Source organism: Asticcacaulis aquaticus (assembly GCF_028550415.1).
Taxonomy (GTDB): Bacteria; Pseudomonadota; Alphaproteobacteria; order Caulobacterales; family Caulobacteraceae; genus Asticcacaulis; species Asticcacaulis aquaticus.
In genome coordinates this window covers 387756-402790 of sequence record NZ_JAQQKX010000001.1, presented here as the reverse complement: position 1 = coordinate 402790, position 15035 = coordinate 387756, and the positions used below count along the sequence as shown (strand labels likewise).

General features: G+C 62.2%; 15 protein-coding genes. 7 read left to right on the top strand and 8 right to left on the bottom strand.

Annotated features, from left to right (window positions below; genetic code table 11):
- Nucleotide 1: 1 nt before the first annotated feature.
- Nucleotides 2-586, bottom strand: a complete 585-nt coding sequence (locus tag PQU92_RS01980; RefSeq protein WP_272746533.1) for a PadR family transcriptional regulator — start codon at nucleotides 584-586, stop codon at nucleotides 2-4.
- A gap of 185 nt (nucleotides 587-771) precedes the next feature.
- On the opposite strand from PQU92_RS01980, the gene PQU92_RS01975 reads away from it, so the two are divergent.
- From PQU92_RS01975 to der, 7 genes are all read left to right on the top strand, one after another.
- Nucleotides 772-1149: a DUF6249 domain-containing protein gene (locus PQU92_RS01975; protein WP_272746532.1), complete on the top strand. Its 378-nt coding sequence runs from the start codon at nucleotides 772-774 to the stop codon at nucleotides 1147-1149.
- 60 nt (nucleotides 1150-1209) lie between these two features.
- Nucleotides 1210-1791, top strand: a complete 582-nt coding sequence (locus PQU92_RS01970) for an RNA polymerase sigma factor (protein ID WP_272746531.1) — start codon at nucleotides 1210-1212, stop codon at nucleotides 1789-1791.
- A 15-nt stretch (nucleotides 1792-1806) separates the two neighbouring features.
- Nucleotides 1807-2235 carry a hypothetical protein gene (locus PQU92_RS01965; RefSeq protein ID WP_272746530.1) on the top strand — a complete coding sequence of 143 codons (429 nt, stop codon included), beginning with the start codon at nucleotides 1807-1809 and terminating at the stop codon, nucleotides 2233-2235.
- Between the two features lie 44 nt (nucleotides 2236-2279).
- Nucleotides 2280-3125 carry a 3-methyl-2-oxobutanoate hydroxymethyltransferase gene (gene panB / locus PQU92_RS01960; protein ID WP_303657251.1) on the top strand — a complete coding sequence of 282 codons (846 nt, stop codon included), beginning with the start codon at nucleotides 2280-2282 and terminating at the stop codon, nucleotides 3123-3125.
- Nucleotides 3126-3309: 184 nt separating this feature from the next.
- Entirely contained in the window at nucleotides 3310-4047 is a 738-nt protein-coding gene (locus PQU92_RS01955; RefSeq protein WP_272746528.1) for a tetratricopeptide repeat protein, read from the top strand.
- 40 nt (nucleotides 4048-4087) lie between these two features.
- Nucleotides 4088-5485 (top strand): PQQ-like beta-propeller repeat protein, encoded by a 1398-nt coding sequence (locus PQU92_RS01950; RefSeq protein ID WP_272746527.1) that lies wholly within the window; start codon nucleotides 4088-4090, stop codon nucleotides 5483-5485.
- 94 nt (nucleotides 5486-5579) lie between these two features.
- Nucleotides 5580-7172 carry a ribosome biogenesis GTPase Der gene (gene der, locus PQU92_RS01945; RefSeq protein WP_272746526.1) on the top strand — a complete coding sequence of 531 codons (1593 nt, stop codon included), beginning with the start codon at nucleotides 5580-5582 and terminating at the stop codon, nucleotides 7170-7172.
- Nucleotides 7173-7204: 32 nt separating this feature from the next.
- Here the strand turns inward: der and PQU92_RS01940 are convergent, their stop codons facing one another.
- The 7 genes from PQU92_RS01940 to alr all read right to left on the bottom strand — a co-directional run bounded on the left by PQU92_RS01940 (nucleotide 7205) and on the right by alr (nucleotide 14886).
- Complete coding sequence (locus PQU92_RS01940) at nucleotides 7205-8038, bottom strand: PhzF family phenazine biosynthesis protein (protein ID WP_272746525.1); 834 nt, start codon at nucleotides 8036-8038, stop codon at nucleotides 7205-7207.
- Complete coding sequence (locus tag PQU92_RS01935; protein ID WP_272746524.1) at nucleotides 8038-9366, bottom strand: aminotransferase class III-fold pyridoxal phosphate-dependent enzyme; 1329 nt, start codon at nucleotides 9364-9366, stop codon at nucleotides 8038-8040. The genes PQU92_RS01940 and PQU92_RS01935 overlap by 1 nt, the downstream gene beginning before the upstream one ends.
- A gap of 62 nt (nucleotides 9367-9428) precedes the next feature.
- Entirely contained in the window at nucleotides 9429-10166 is a 738-nt protein-coding gene (locus tag PQU92_RS01930; protein ID WP_272746523.1) for an SDR family NAD(P)-dependent oxidoreductase, read from the bottom strand.
- A 3-nt stretch (nucleotides 10167-10169) separates the two neighbouring features.
- Nucleotides 10170-11660, bottom strand: coding sequence for an amidophosphoribosyltransferase (purF, locus tag PQU92_RS01925; protein WP_272746522.1), 1491 nt, complete (start codon nucleotides 11658-11660; stop codon nucleotides 10170-10172).
- A 126-nt stretch (nucleotides 11661-11786) separates the two neighbouring features.
- Entirely contained in the window at nucleotides 11787-12281 is a 495-nt protein-coding gene (locus PQU92_RS01920; protein WP_023461007.1) for a CvpA family protein, read from the bottom strand.
- 90 nt (nucleotides 12282-12371) lie between these two features.
- Entirely contained in the window at nucleotides 12372-13739 is a 1368-nt protein-coding gene (radA, locus tag PQU92_RS01915; RefSeq protein WP_272746521.1) for a DNA repair protein RadA, read from the bottom strand.
- Nucleotides 13740-13815: 76 nt separating this feature from the next.
- A complete protein-coding gene (gene alr / locus PQU92_RS01910) occupies nucleotides 13816-14886 on the bottom strand; it encodes an alanine racemase (protein ID WP_272746520.1) in 1071 nt (356 codons plus the stop codon).
- Nucleotides 14887-15035: the final 149 nt, after the last annotated feature.

Sequence of the window (15035 nt, the reverse complement as noted above, 5' to 3'; positions counted from 1 at the left end):
CCTAAACGCGCTCCACCGATTTGGCGGCGGCATCGAGGATATTGGCGATGGCGTCGATCTGCTCAGGCGTCAGGTCGCGCTCCAGCCGCAGGTGCATGGCGGTCTTGAAGTTTTCGATGGCGCGGACGATCTGCGGCGGACGACCGGCCCGTTTGCCGCCACGGTCGAGCCGCGACATGGCCTCGGCCACGATGTCGGCATTTTCGGTGAGGAACGCCTCGCCGGCCTCGGTCAGGGTGTAGAGCTTGCGGCCGCCGTCGGTGGTTTCAACCGTGGCATAGCCCAGTTCCTCGATCCAGGTCAGGATCGGATAGACGACGCCGGGCGAGGGGGCATAGGCACCGTTCAGGCGGTCTTCGACGGCCTTGATCAGCTCATAGCCATGGCTGGGCTTTTCTTTCAGCAGCGACAGCAGAACCAGACGCAGGCCGCCGTGACCGAACATGCGGCCGCCGCCGCGGCCCCTACCTTCGCCGCCCCGGCCGTGACGTCCGCCGTCACCGCGGCCGCCAAAGCCACCGAACATATCGTCGCGGGAAAAGTGAGGATGTGGGCGCCCGTGGCGCATATGATGAAACAGTCTCATTGAATTTTCCTTCTTAATTAGGCAATATTTAGATATATCTAAATTGCATCTAAATCAAGGCGACGATCATGAATTTTATTTAATCCCGATTTTTGCATCCAAACCGGGCGATCAGGGCCTCTTATTCATCAAAGGGCCGGAAACGGTTCGTTCCCATTCCACTCAGAGGAGTTGAAACTATGGATATGAGTGATTTCCAAGGCATTCTGGCCATCATCATGATTTTTGGCATGCCCGTCTTCATCGTCGGCATCGTCGCCTATTTCCGTGCCAAGGATCGGGCGGAAACCCAAAAGACCGTCCGCATGGCGATCGAAAAAGGTCAGACCCTGCCGCCGGAATTTCTCGAAAGCCTGCAGAAAACCGGCACGCTCAAGGAAAAGACGCCGGAGCGCGATATTCGTTCCGGCCTGATCCTGATCGCTGTCGCTGGAGGCCTGTGCGTACTGGATTTCATGCACGGCGACTTTATGTTCGGTGGCCTGAGCGGCGTTGCCGCCATCCCCGGCTTTATCGGGGTGGCCTTGCTGATCATGGGTATTGTCGGCAAACGCAAGGCTTAGACCTTTCCTGACGATCCAATCCGCCCGCCCTGCCTGCTGCCACGACTTCGAAGCCTGAGTATGTCCGACATCCTGTCCTCTTCCAGCCTCAAACATCTGTCCGATCACGACCTGATCGCTCAGGCGCTGCTGGGCGCGTCGGCAGCGTTCGGGGAACTGGCGCGGCGGCACGGATCAAGCCTGCGGACGCACTTACGGCGGATGGGGGCGCAGGGGCCGGACGCCGACGATATGGCGCAGGAGGCCTTCGTGGCGGCCTTCGAGCGCCTGAGCGAGTACCGCGCCGACGGACCGTTCGTAAACTGGCTCAAGATGATCGCCTCGCGCCGCTATCTGCGCAAGCTCAGGAAAACGCAGAAATATCTGTTCGTCGATGACATGCAGGCCTTTGAACCCGCGCCGGATATCCACGAACACCGCGCGTCGGAAGGCCGGACCTACGATCTGGACGGGGCCTTGTCACAATTAAAACCCACCGAGCGGTTATGCGTGACGCTGAATTTTTCCGGTGGTCTCAGCCATCAGGAGGTCGCCACCGAGACGGGCCTTCCGCTCGGCACGGTCAAGAGCCATATCAAGCGGGCCCTGGCCAGCCTCAAATCAAGCCTCGGTGCGGTCGGTAACGACCGGGCCGCTATCTAAGGGAGTCGTAACGCCATGAAAGACGACGATTTTCATGCCCTGTTCAACGCGCCCCAAAGGTTCGCCGACGAGGCCGTGTTTCACGACAGGGTCATGCGCAGTCTAAACACCAAGACCTGGCTGCGTCAGGGCCTGATCGCCCTGTCCGGCATCATCGGCGGGCTCTATGCCCTGATGCAGTTCGTGCGGCTGCCCGGCTGGACGCCGGCGGCGGAAGCCGAGGTGCGCGCGGTCGCCACCCGCACCGATAGCGGTTTCGAGGCCGGGTTGGGCGTCGGGCGCGACCTGCTGGAGAGCGCCGCCCATTCGCTGGCCAATGGCCTCAGCCGCTCCACCGAATATTTGACGCTCATGCAATCGCCCCTCTTTTTTTGGGTCAGTTTTTCGCTATGTATGGCCATCGTCGGGCTCTACCTCGTGAATGCACGCGAGGACGCCCTTTAGAACAAGCGCATCCCGAAAAGTGGGTACCGGTTTTTCGGATGCAGATGCGCGACTTGAAAAAGGGGTTTTGCGTGAGCAGCCATACCCAGACCGTCAAGCGCCTGACCGCGCCGGAAATCTATGCCCGCAAGGGGCAAACCCCGCTGGTCTGCCTGACCGCCTATTCCGCCCCCATGGCGGATATTCTCGATGCGGCCTGCGACATCCTGCTGGTCGGCGACAGCGTCGGCATGGTCGTCCACGGCCTGCCCAGCACCATCGGCGTCACGATGGAGATGATGATCCTGCACGGTCAGGCCGTCATGCGCGGCGCGAAAAAGGCCTTTGTCGTGGTCGATATGCCGTTCGGTTCCTACGAGGCCGGACCGGAGCAGGCCTTCGCCAATGCCGTGCGTATCCTTAAGGAAACCGGAGCGCAGGCGGTCAAGCTGGAGAGCGGCCCGACCGTGCACGAAACCATCGGTTACCTGACCCAGCGCGGTATTCCCGTCATGGGCCACGTCGGTCTGCGCCCTCAGGCGGTCAATGTCGACGGCGGCTTCAAGGCCAAGGGCCGCACCCAGGCCGAGCGCGACAAGGTGTTGCAGGAGGCCCGCGATTCGGACGCCGCCGGGGCCTTTGCCATCGTCGTCGAAGGCGTGGCGGCGGATCTGGCGGGGGAAATCACCGCGGCGGTGAAGGCGCCCACCATAGGCATCGGTGCGTCGGCGGCCTGCGACGGACAGATTCTGGTGGTCGATGACATGCTAGGGCAATTCGACTGGTCGCCGAAGTTCGTCCGCCGTTATGCGGGCCTGCGCGAAACGATCTCGGACGCGGCCGAAGCCTATGCCAAAGATGTCAGGTCGCGCGACTTTCCCGCCCCACAAGAGACATATTTTGCTAAGTAAATAGCGGCGACTATGGGGATTAACCGAATGGTGCCGAATGACGATTGCGCATCCCGCCGCTTGCGGCTAGGTTCGCGCAATATTTGAGGGGCCGCCGCAGACACCGGCGCGTCCCCCGCACTGATGAGGTTTGAGGCCCGGCACGATCACCGTCTGGCGGGTCCCATAAGGTAAGGGAATTAAGTTGAGCGACATTTTTGAAGAAGCCGAAGAAGGTCTTCGCAACGAAGATCTGAAAGCTATCGCCAAAAAAAGCGCCCCGTGGGTCGGTGGTATTCTCGGCGGCGCGCTGATTCTGGCGCTCGGCTTCTGGGGCTATACCTCGTGGCAGGACGCCAAGGTGCACAAGGCGTCGGAACTTTACGTCGCCGCCGCCGAAGTGGCGGGCAAGGGCGATCTGACCAAGGCTAAGGCCGAATTCCAGAAGGTCGTCGAGGCCGGTGCTCCGGCCTATAAGGCCATGGCCCTGTCGAACCTCGGCGCCATCGCCATCGAGGAAAACAAGCCCGACGAGGCGCTGAAACTGTTCGACGAAGCCGCCAAGGCGTCGTCGGCGCCCCTGATCTCTGACGTCGCCGCGCTCAAGGCCGTCTATCTGATCATGGACAAGGCCCCCTATGCCGATGTCGAAAAGCGCCTGACGCCGCTGATCAAGGACGGTCGTCCGTTCGCGCCGCTGGCCAAGGAAGCCCTGGCCATGGCCAAGATCCAGAAAGGCGACCTGCAAGGCGCGCGCGGCGATCTTCAGGCGCTCGGCCTGTCGCTCGACGCTTCCGACGGCCTCAAGCAGCGCGCCCAGATGGCGGTGGCCCTGATCGATTCGGGTGGCGCCAAGGCCGCGGTCGAGTCGCTCAAGCTGCCGGAAGTCAAGGCCGCGCCGCAACTGCCGGCCGGTTTGCAACCGCAGATGCCGGCGCAATAAACCCTACTTCGCACATTGAGATTTTGAAGAGACGATGACCGTGACACACACTACGACAATGGGCCGCCGGATCGCCGCCACCGCTCTGGCGCTGGTCATGGCGGCGGGGTTTGCGGGCTGTTCGACGGTTCAGAAGCTCAATCCGCTCAAGAAGGACGAACCGGTGGAAAGCGCCGCCCAGGGCGAGCGTATCTCCATCGTCGCCTTCGAACAGAAGCTGACGCCGTCCGAACGTCTCAAGGGGCAGGACTTCTATATCCCGTCGGCGCAACCCGTTGCCGATTGGCCGCTGGCCACCGGCCCGGCGCAGGCCGTCGAACACGCCGCCGCCGCCGCTCAGTTCAAGGTCGCCTGGTCGAAATCGATCGGTACGGGCTCGTCCACCACGACTCAGGTCATGGCCACGCCAGTATCGGACGGCAAGCTGATCTACACCCTTGACGGCGAAGCCCGCATCCGCGCCTTCGACGTCAATACGGGGGCCGAGGCCTGGACCCGCAACCTCAATCCCGGCATTCGCCGCGACAAGGACGCGTTTGGCGGCGGCATGGCCCTGTCGGGCGGTAAGCTGTTCGTGACGTCGGGTTTCCGTCTGGTGGCCGCGCTGGACGCCGCCACGGGCGAAGTGCAGTGGACAAAGACGGTGGAAACGCCGTTGCGCGCTGCGCCGACCGTCAGCGGCAAGTTCGTCGTGTTCAGCGATGTCGACAATCAGATGATCGCCCTCAATCAGGCCGACGGCGCGCCCGGCTGGACCTATCAGGCGATCGTCGAACCCGCGCGTATCCTGCGTACCGCCGCGCCGGTGCCGTATGAAAACCTGATCATTGCGCCGTTTTCGTCCGGCGAGCTGATCGGGCTCGATGCCGCCTCGGGGCAGCCGGTATGGACTCAGGTGCTGGCGCAATCGACGCGCACCAACGCCCTGTCGGAAATCCGCGACATTTCGGGTCGTCCGCTGATTGCCAACAACATGGTTTTCGCCGCCAGCCATTCGGGCGTCTTCGCCGCGATGGATGCCAAGTCGGGTCAGCGCCGCTGGAGCGTCCCGGCCGATTCGACCAATGCGCCGTGGGTCGCGGGCGACGTCATCTATCTTTCGACGGTGCAAAGCGAACTGATGGCCGCCAACGCCACGTCGGGTCAGGTCTATTGGATCGCCGACCTGAACAAGGGTCGCAAGAAGACCACCTCCAGCTTCTTCGCCATGGGCGAGGGCAAGAAACCCGCCAAGCTGCCGACCTGGACCGGTCCGGTTCTGGCCTCGGGCCGCCTGATCATGGTCAATTCCGAAGGCGACATGGTGGCCTTCGATCCGAAGACCGGCGAGCGCAAGGAAAGCCTCAAGCTGGGCGATCCGGCCTATGTCGCGCCGATCGTGGTGGGCGACCAACTGTTCGTGGTGACTGACAAAGGTCGTCTGGTCGCCATTCAGTAAGTCGTGCTGCCGCTCTGAAGTTTTGGGGTGCAGGGGACAAGGTCCCCTGCATCTTTTCTTTTTTTTATCCCCTTTCTCCTGTACACACCCGTTCATGACCTTGAAAATAGCCATTGTCGGACGTCCGAACGTCGGCAAATCCACCCTGTTCAACCGCCTGGCGGGCAAGAAACTGGCCATCGTCGATGACCAGCCGGGCGTCACGCGCGACCGCCGCTACGCCACGGGCAATATCGGCGACATCGATCTCGACCTGATCGACACCGCCGGTTTCGAAGACGTCGCCGACACCTCGCTGGAATCGCGGATGCGTATCCAGACCGAAAAGGCCATCGAAGAAGCCGATGTCGCCCTGTTCGTTGTCGATGCCCGCGAAGGCGTCGTGCCGCTGGACCGCATCTTCGCCGATATCCTGCGCCATAAGGAAAAGCCGGTCCTGCTGATTGCCAACAAGGCTGAGGGCCATGCCGGTTTTGCCGGGGCCGAAGAAGCCCACGTGCTGGGTTTCGGCGCGCCGCTGCACCTGTCGGCGGAACATGGCGAGGGCATTTCCGACCTTTACGAAGCGCTGGAAAAGTACCGTCAACTGTTCGAAGGCGACTATATCGTCGACGAGGAAGAAGATGAGGACGAGGACACCAAGCCGATCCGTATTGCGATCATCGGTCGCCCGAACGCCGGTAAATCGACCCTGATCAACCGTCTGCTGGGCGAAGACCGCCTGCTGACCGGGCCGGAAGCCGGTATTACCCGTGACTCGATCTCGGTCGACTGGGAATATGAAGGCCGCAAGATCCGTCTGGTGGATACCGCCGGTCTGCGGCGCAAGGCGCGCGTTCAGGAAAAGCTGGAGAAGCTGTCGACCGCCGACACCATCCGCGCCATCACCTTCGCCGAGGTGGTGGTGCTGGTCATGGATCAGGAAAACGCCTTCGAAACGCAGGATCTGCAAATCGCCGATCTGGTCGAACGCGAAGGTCGCGCCCTGATCTACGTCATCTCGAAGTGGGATACGACCGATGAGCCGCAATCGCGCCTGTCGGAACTGTCCGAGGTCGCCGAGCGCATGTTGCCGCAATTGCGCGGCGCGCCGTTCGTCGCCCTGTCGGCGCTGAACGGGCGGGGGCTGGACCGGTTGATGCCGGCGATCCTCAAGGCCTACCGCAACTGGTCGGCCAAGGTGAAGACGCGCGACCTCAATGACTGGCTGAAACTGGCCATCCAGAGACACCCGCCGCCCGCCGTCGACGGCAAGCGCATCAAGCCGAAATACATGGCCCAGACCAAGGGGCGTCCGCCGACGTTTGTGCTGTTCGCCAGCCGCGCCTATGCCATGCCCGCGCACTATCAACGCTATATGATCAATAGCTTGCGTGAATCTTTTGACATGCCGGGCGTACCGATCCGCCTGACGGTCAAGGCCAATGCCGGGATCAATCCGTTTGACGAAAATGCGGGCGGCAAGGACACCTCCGGCCCGCCGCGCGTGCGGTCCAAGCCCAAGGTCAAGCCGGGTGAGAAGCCCGCGCACCCCAACCGCGTCAAGCAGAAGCCCAAGGGGACACCCACCGCGCCCAAGGTCACCGTCAAGGCGCGCACCACGCGCAGCAAGGCCGTGCCGTCGACCAAGCCCGGTGCCGCAGGTCCCGGTGGCCGCGCCAAACCGGCGGGCAAGGGCAAGCGATAGGCAACAACCTCCCCGATGCGCCGGGGAGGTTGTTAAAATTCGCCCGTGCCGCTGAACAGAGTCCGGGTTTCGCCGCCGATCCAAATGTCACCATCGGCTTGCGTGACGTAAACCCGACCGGCGCGACCCAGCTTCGTGCCCTGCCCGGCGACGTAAGGCGCGGTGGCGCGACCGTCGGCCAACAGGCATTGCGCGACGGCGGCGTTGAGCGAGCCTGTCACCGGGTCTTCCATAATCCCGCCGAACGCGTCGCTGAACAGGGCGCGCACTTCAAAGGCGGTCTCATGGCCTACGGGATGGGCCCCGACAAGACCGATTTCGATGCGGTTGTCCCAGTATTTCACGGCATCGACGGCCAGAACGGCGTCGGCCGACGCGAGTTGCACCAGCACCCAGCCGGGGCCGTTATCGGCCCATTCGATCTTGATGATGTCCTCACGGGCGATGCGCAGAACCGATACGATTTCGGCGATTTTCGCCTCATCGACCGGGCCGGATTTTAGCAAAGGCGGGGCGGCAAAGGCCGGACGATCACCGTCGAACGCCACGGGTACCAGACCGACGGCGCATTGCTGCACGATATCGGTTTTGTCCGAGCCGGTCGCCAGTTTCCACGCGTGCGCCGAGCCGAGCGTCGGGTGCCCAGCGAAGGGCAATTCGCGATCCAGCGTGAAGATACGGACGCGGTAATCGGCTTCGGGCGTCTCCGGTGGCAGCAGGAAGGTCGTTTCCGACAGGTTGAACCACCGCGTGATGCACTGCATGTCCTCGGTCGTCAGGCCTTGTGAGTCCAGCACGACGGCGACCGGATTGCCGGTAAAATTACCGCTATGGAACACATCCACCATCTGAAAACGACGTTGCATCAGAGCTTTCCCAGTAAACGCGCCAGCTTGCGCAGAAGTTCATCGATATCGGCTTCGCTGACGTCGAGCGGTGGACGGAAGCGGATCGAATCTGTGCCCGCCCCCAGCAGAAGCAGGTTTTCCTCTTCCAGCGCCATGTCGATCAGGCGGCTTTTATTGGCCGCATAGAGCAGGCTGAACCCAAGATAGAGCCCCAGACCCCGCACATTGCCGATCTTGTCCGGGAACTTTTCAACCAGTGCATTCAACCCGCCGAACAGGCGGTTGCCCTTGGCTTCGACCTTGCTCAACAAGTCTTCGTCCTCGACGATTTTCCATTCTTCGCAGAAGCGGACCATGTCGGCCAGCGACCCGCCCCAGGTCGAATCGAGCACTCCGATATCGTCCATCGAATGCAGCATATAGACGACGCCGTTACCGAATTTCTTGGCGGTGGCGACGGCCTGCGGCGGGTGTGGCACATCGAACAGGTCGATGGAAAAGACCTCGCCGGTCTGACCGCCGGAGGTCTGCACCTCGTCCAGCCCCCACGCGACGCCGTGATGGTGGCACAGCCGCGACAGTTCCTGATAGAAGCGCGGCAGGGCCAGCCGATGGCCGCCCGCACCCTGCAACGGCTCAAGGATCACACCGGCGATTTCGTCGCGATAGGTCGACATCAGATAGTCGAGCGTCGCCAGACATTTGTCGACTTCGCGCTGGTTGTCGGCCTCACGGCGGCGGCTGTCATATTCGGGGAAGGGCACCTGAAGATTGCCCTGTATCAGGCCCTGATAGTCGCGCGTGGCGATCGGGTCGTTCGACAGGCGTGTGATGTTGAGTGCGAAGACCGTGCGACCGTGGAAGGCCTGCTCGAAATAGATGAAGCGCGGATTAGCGACGGGTTTGCCCGCGGCCTGCATGCGGCGGCTGTGGAGATTGATGAGATATTTCATCATATTCTCAACGGCTTCGGCGCCGGAGTTCACAGCGTACACCTCGACGCGTTCGCCGCGCATACATTTGGGGCGAAGTGCGTGCAACAGGCGGTAGTACTCAAGACAGTCGCGCGTCAGGAAGTCCGGATTGGCCATCTTGGTATTAGCCGCGGTCACCAGCCGGCGCATATAGTCGGGCTCATACAGGCGCGGGTGGTTGTAGCCGATCAGGCGCGATCCGTAGAGCCCACACCAGTCGGTGATCCGGTCGCCATCTACCGTCGCCAGCTCCATGCCGCTGGAATTTTCCAGATCGACGACGAAGGGATAAGGCTCGGCGATGACATATTGGCCCAGCTCATCGAGCAGGGCGGCACTATGGCTTTTGGGGAAAACGGGCGTCTGAGTCATGCCGCTAGATAGAACGTTTCGAGCGCGAAAGTGAACTCAAAACCCTCGATATCCAGCAAAAACTATGCGTTCTGCGCGGCGCTCCACGCCCGGCGGTCGATGACGTCGAGCGGTGGTACCTTGTCGGCGCGGGCCAGATCGACGATCAGCGGAATGATCTCTTCGGGGAGGGGCAGGGTCTCCGGATCTTCGCCGGGGAAGGCCTCATAACGCATCCGGGTGCGCATGGCGCCGGGATTGACCAGCGCGGTGCGGATGGGGGTGACTTCCATCTCGTCGGCCCAGGTCTTGACCAGCGCTTCCATCCCGGCCTTCGAGGCGGCATAGGCCCCCCAGAAGGCGCGCGGATGATTGGCCACGCCCGACGAAATGAAGATGGCACGGGCGGCGTCGGAGAATTTCAGCAGGGGTTCAAGCTGACGGATCAGGCGATAGGTCGCGTTGAGGTTCAGCGTGATGACGCGGTTGAAATCCTTGGGCTCGTAATGCGACACCGGCGTCAGCGACCCAAGCGTGGCGGCGGCGTGGACGAAGATGTCGAGCTTCTGAAAACGGTCGAACACCGCCTGACCGATGCGTTCCAGCGCCGCGCCGTCGGCGAGGTCGAACGGCATGAGCGTGGCGTGACGGCCCGTCTCGGCGAAAATCTGGTCGTCCAGTTCTTCGAGCGCGCCCTGCGTCCGGGCACAGGCGATGACGTGCGCCCCGGCACGGGCCAGACCGAGCGCCGAGGCGCGACCGATACCGCGCGACGCGCCGGTGACGAGGGCGATGCGGCCCGTGAGAAGCGGCTCGCTCATCAGCTATTGCGCCAGCAGGGACAGTTGCTGCCCGGCGCTCTCAGCCTCGGCGGCCATTTCCTTGTCGGTCAGGCGCGTCGGGTAATCGCCGGTGAAGTAGTGGTCGGTATATTGCGGCTGATCGTTGTTGCGGCCGTCGTGGCCCATGGCCTTGTACAGGCCATCGACCGACAGGAAGCCCAGACTGTCGCATTCCAGCATCTGACGCATCTCTTCGATCGAATGCTGGGCGGCCAGCAGCTTGGCGCGGTCCGGCATGTCGATGCCGTAATAGTCGGGCCACAGGATCGGCGGCGAGGCCGAGCGCAGATGGACCTCCTTGGCCCCGGCGGCGCGGACCATGCGCACGATCTTGACCGAGGTGGTGCCGCGCACGATTGAATCGTCGATCAGGATGACGCGCTTGCCTTCCAGCACGACGCGATTGGGCGAGTGCTTCTTACGCACACCGAGGTCGCGAATGTTCTGGGTCGGCTGGATAAAGGTGCGGCCGACATAGTGGTTGCGGATGATGCCCAGCTCGAACGGCAGGCCCGATTGTTCGGAAAAACCGAGCGAGGCGGGGACGCCGGAATCGGGGACGGGTACGACGATGTCGGCGTCGGCGGGGTGTTCCAGCGCCAGCTGACGGCCCATGGCCTTGCGCACTTCGTAGATCGACTTGCCGTTGACCACCGAATCCGGGCGCGAAAAATAGACGTATTCGAACAGGCAGGGGCGGGCGGCCTTGCGCTCGAACGGCTTGATCGATTTGAGGCCGTCCTCGTCGATCTGAACGACTTCGCCGTGTTCGACGTCGCGCACAAACACCGCGCCGATCATGTCGAGCGCGCAGGTTTCAGACGCCAGCACATAGGCATCGCCCAGCTTGCCGATGACCAGCGGACGGATGCCGAGCGGGTCGCGCGCGCCGATGAGCGCTTTACGGGTCTGCGCCACCAGAGCGAAGCCGCCTTCGATGTCGCGCAGGGCATCGACGAAGCGATCCATGATCTTCATTCCGCGCGAACGGGCGATCAGATGCAAAATGACCTCCGAATCGGAGGTCGACTGGAAGATGGCGCCTTCGGCGACCAGCTTGGTGCGAAGGTACATGAAATTGGTCAGGTTGCCGTTGTGGGCGATGGCGATGCCGCCGGTATCGAGGTCGGCGAACATCGGCTGCACGTTGCGCAGATGCGAGCCGCCGGCGGTGGCGTAGCGCGTGTGGCCGATGGCCGAATGCCCGGGCAGGCGCTTTATCAGGTCGGAACCGGTGAAGACATCGCTGACCAGGCCGTGCGAGCGTTCGGTGTAGAAGCGGCGGCCGTCGCACGAGGCGATGCCGCAGGCTTCCTGACCGCGATGCTGGAGGGCGTGCAGCCCCAGAACGGTGACGGCGGCGGCGTCATCCATGCCATAGATGCCGAAGACCCCGCATTCCAGACGCAGGGTGTCGTCGTCGGGATCGCGCGAAACGAAGTTTTCCGACAATTCCGTGGGCGAATTCAGCATGGAGAATACCTTTCGGCCTCACGGCCGGACGCAAAACGCAGGAGCAGAGCAGGTTCGCGCCTCATATAGTCGGTATAAGGAAAAAGGAAAGCCCTAAGCTTTCCTTTTTGGTCCGGCTAATGGGTTCTAGGTCTTGGGGGCCACATTGTCGGCGTAGCGCGCCCACGACGGGGCGACCGAAACTATGGCTTTGGCGCATTGCACGCTGAGTGGATAGACCTTGGCCTGAGTGAACCAGTCCGGTTTGCTTTTCGGCAGGATAACCGAGAAGAGCAGGTGAATAAAACCAAGGATGGCCAGCGCCCGCAAAACCCCGAAGGCGACGCCCAGCGTCCGGTCGGCATAGCCCATCATCTGCTGCTTGTTGACCTTCTCGGACAGGTTGTTGCCCAGCGCCCGAATACCGAAATAGGCACCGATGAAGACGCAGACGACCACGGCGATGGTCAGGAGGTCATCGAGATTGAAGGTGGTTTGCAGCCACGGTGCCAGCCAGATGGCGATCAGAACCGCCAGAATGAAGGATGCTGTGCCGACGATTTCGCGGGTCGCGCCGCGTGTAAAACCCGAAAGGCAGGAAAACAGGAAGATCGCCAGAAAAATAAGGTCGTAGGCCTGCATGTGTGTCCCCGTGCGCGGCTGATTGACGTACCGCCGTTACGGCGTTCATTAACCATTGTGGCCTTTCGTATAAAAAAACGATAGGCCGCTTCACCCGTTCATGTCGAACGCCCCCATGGCGTTAACCAAGTGCGAATAGGCTTTTACCTCAAACGGGGCGTTTTCCAAAGCGGTCGATGGGGCAATGGCGTTGGAAAAGCCGAGCTTGAGCGCCTCCTTCATTCTGGCTTCCATGCGCGACACGCCGCGCACCTCGCCCGACAGGCTGATTTCGCCAAAGATAACAGAGGCTTTGGGCAGAGGCTGATCGAGGAGCGCCGAGACCAGCGCCATGGCGGCGGCAAGGTCCGCCGCGGGTTCATTGATTTTCAGTCCGCCCGCGACATTGAGATAGACGTCCTTGCCGCCGAAGCCCAGCCCGCAACGCGATTCCAGCACCGCCAGAATCATGGCCAGCCGCCCGGAATCCCAACCGACCACGGCGCGGCGCGGGGTGCCGAGCGCCGACGGTGCGACCAGCGCCTGAATTTCGACCAGCACGGGGCGCGAGCCCTCGATCCCGGCAAATACCGCCGATCCGGATGAGCGCTCATCATTGTCCCCCAAAAACAGGGCCGAGGGGTTCGGCACTTCGCGCAGGCCGCCATCGCCCATTTCAAACACGCCGATTTCGTCCGTTGCCCCGAAGCGGTTTTTCGAGCCGCGCAGGATACGGAACGGATAGCCGCGCTCGCCTTCGAAAGAGAGGACTGCATCGACCATGTGTTCGACGACGCGCGGCCCGGCGATCTGACCTTCCTTGGTGACGTGACCGACCAGAATCATCGCCGTGCGCGTTTTCTTGGCCAGTCGCACCAGTTCCCCGGCGCAGGCCCGGACCTGAGACACCGAGCCTTGCGCGGCGTCGATGGCGTCGGACCATAAGGTCTGGATCGAATCGACGACGACGAGGTCGTATTTATCGCGTTTCAAGGCATCGAGGATCGTACGTAAGCTCGTTTCCGCCGCGAGATCGACCGGGGCCTTGGTGACCCCCATGCGCAGGGCGCGGCCACGGATCTGCTCGACGGCCTCTTCGCCGGAAATATAGGCGACGCGCAGCCCGTTCATCGCCGCTCGCGCCGTTACTTGCAGCAAGAGGGTAGATTTGCCGACACCGGGATCGCCGGCCAGCAGGATGGCCGAGCCCGGCACCACGCCGCCGCCGCAGACACGGTCGAACTCCTCGATCCCGGTGACCATGCGGGCAGGCGCTTCGTCCTGCGTGTCCAGCGTCTCGAAGTTCAACTTGGTCAGGCGCGAAATCTTCGAGGTTTCGGGCTTCAACCCGCCCGGTGGCGTCGAAAAGGTCTCCTGCACCAGCGTGTTCCACGTCAGGCAGCCTGAACATTGACCCGCCCATTTGGTGTGGGTCATGCCGCAGGACTGACAGACGAAGACGGCTTGGGCTTTGGACATGCGATTCGCGCTCTCGATATTCAGATCGCGTTTTTGATATCCGGTTCTGGGCACAAAATCCAGAACAAAATGGGAACTAAATTCGTCTGTAGGTCCGTTCGAACCGCGATCCCAACCGCGACAGAAGTTCATAGGATATGGTCTGAGCGGCCGTCGCCTGTTCGTCGAGCGTGGGCGTATCGCCGAAAACCGAGGCGGTATCCCCTGCCTGAACGGCCAGCCCGGTGACGTCGATGCTGGTCACGTCCATCGAGATGCGCCCAAGGATAGGGCAGCGTCGCCCCTTGACGACGACGTGCCCCCGCCCGCCAAGCGCGCGTAAAAACCCATCGGCATAGCCTAGTCCGATCGTGGCGATGGTCATGTCGCGGGGGGCGACGAAGTGCGCGCCGTAGCCGACGCTTTCGCCCGCCCTGAGGTCGCGGACCTGAAGCAGCCGCGCCGACAGGTGAGCCACGGGCCTGAGGTCGGGATGGGGCTCACCGAACGGGCCGCCGCCGTACAGGCTGATTCCGGGGCGCACGAGGTCGAAATGATAGTCGCGCCCCATGAAAGTCCCGGCGCTGTTGGCCAGACTTTTCGGGGTGCCGATGAAGCCGTCGGCATGATGGCGAAACAACCGCAACTGATCGGCGTTCATCGGGTGATCGGGCTGATCGCCGCAGGCCAGATGGCTCATGATCAGGCTGAGCCTGTGCGTATTGGGTTTTGATTTTATTTGGGAAACCTCATCGGGTCTCAGGCCCAGACGATTCATGCCGGTATCGAACTGCACCGCCGCCACAACGTCGGACGGGCCGTTGATCCAGCGCGCATAGTCGTCGAGGCTGTTGAGGACGGGCCGCAGATCGTGCGCGGCGAACAGCGCATTCTGGCCTTTACGCAAACCGTCGAAGACATAGATATCGGCGGGCGCGTCACGGAGCACGCGGCGCAGGCTGATCCCTTCGTCCAGTCGCGCCACAAAGAAGGTGCGCGCGCCGTGACTGTGCAGAAACGGCGCGATGTCGGCCATGCCGAGACCATAGGCGTCGGCCTTGACCACCGGGGCGACCTCGGCGCGTCCGGCAATGCCCTTGAGCACACGGAAATTGTGCAGCAGGGCGGCAAGGTCGATTTCCAGCGTGGCGGTCGAGAGGTCGGACATGCGGCGGGGTTAAATCGCGTCTCGTCAAAAGGCAAGCCTTTCTCTGCTTTACGGGTTCTGTGTTGCCGGGCTGAAAGAATTGGCTTTGACAAACGACTGAAATCAATGTTGTTTATGCGCGGCGGCTGTTCGCCTGTGACATTTCCTTT

Excerpts from the sequence above, each read along its gene's own strand:
- PQU92_RS01975 (WP_272746532.1), top strand. The coding sequence starts at position 772 with ATGAGTGATTTCCAAGGCATTCTGGCCATCATCATGATTTTTGGCATG.
- purF (WP_272746522.1), bottom strand. The coding sequence starts at position 11,660 with ATGCTGAATTCGCCCACGGAATTGTCGGAAAACTTCGTTTCGCGCGAT.
- PQU92_RS01930 (WP_272746523.1), bottom strand. The coding sequence starts at position 10,166 with ATGAGCGAGCCGCTTCTCACGGGCCGCATCGCCCTCGTCACCGGCGCG.
- alr (WP_272746520.1), bottom strand. The coding sequence starts at position 14,886 with ATGTCCGACCTCTCGACCGCCACGCTGGAAATCGACCTTGCCGCCCTG.
- radA (WP_272746521.1), bottom strand. The coding sequence starts at position 13,739 with ATGTCCAAAGCCCAAGCCGTCTTCGTCTGTCAGTCCTGCGGCATGACC.
- PQU92_RS01935 (WP_272746524.1), bottom strand. The coding sequence starts at position 9,366 with ATGACTCAGACGCCCGTTTTCCCCAAAAGCCATAGTGCCGCCCTGCTC.
- PQU92_RS01970 (WP_272746531.1), top strand. The coding sequence starts at position 1,210 with ATGTCCGACATCCTGTCCTCTTCCAGCCTCAAACATCTGTCCGATCAC.
- panB (WP_303657251.1), top strand. The coding sequence starts at position 2,280 with ATGCGCGACTTGAAAAAGGGGTTTTGCGTGAGCAGCCATACCCAGACC.
- PQU92_RS01965 (WP_272746530.1), top strand. The coding sequence starts at position 1,807 with ATGAAAGACGACGATTTTCATGCCCTGTTCAACGCGCCCCAAAGGTTC.
- PQU92_RS01980 (WP_272746533.1), bottom strand. The coding sequence starts at position 586 with ATGAGACTGTTTCATCATATGCGCCACGGGCGCCCACATCCTCACTTT.
- PQU92_RS01920 (WP_023461007.1), bottom strand. The coding sequence starts at position 12,281 with ATGCAGGCCTACGACCTTATTTTTCTGGCGATCTTCCTGTTTTCCTGC.
- der (WP_272746526.1), top strand. The coding sequence starts at position 5,580 with ATGACCTTGAAAATAGCCATTGTCGGACGTCCGAACGTCGGCAAATCC.
- PQU92_RS01940 (WP_272746525.1), bottom strand. The coding sequence starts at position 8,038 with ATGCAACGTCGTTTTCAGATGGTGGATGTGTTCCATAGCGGTAATTTT.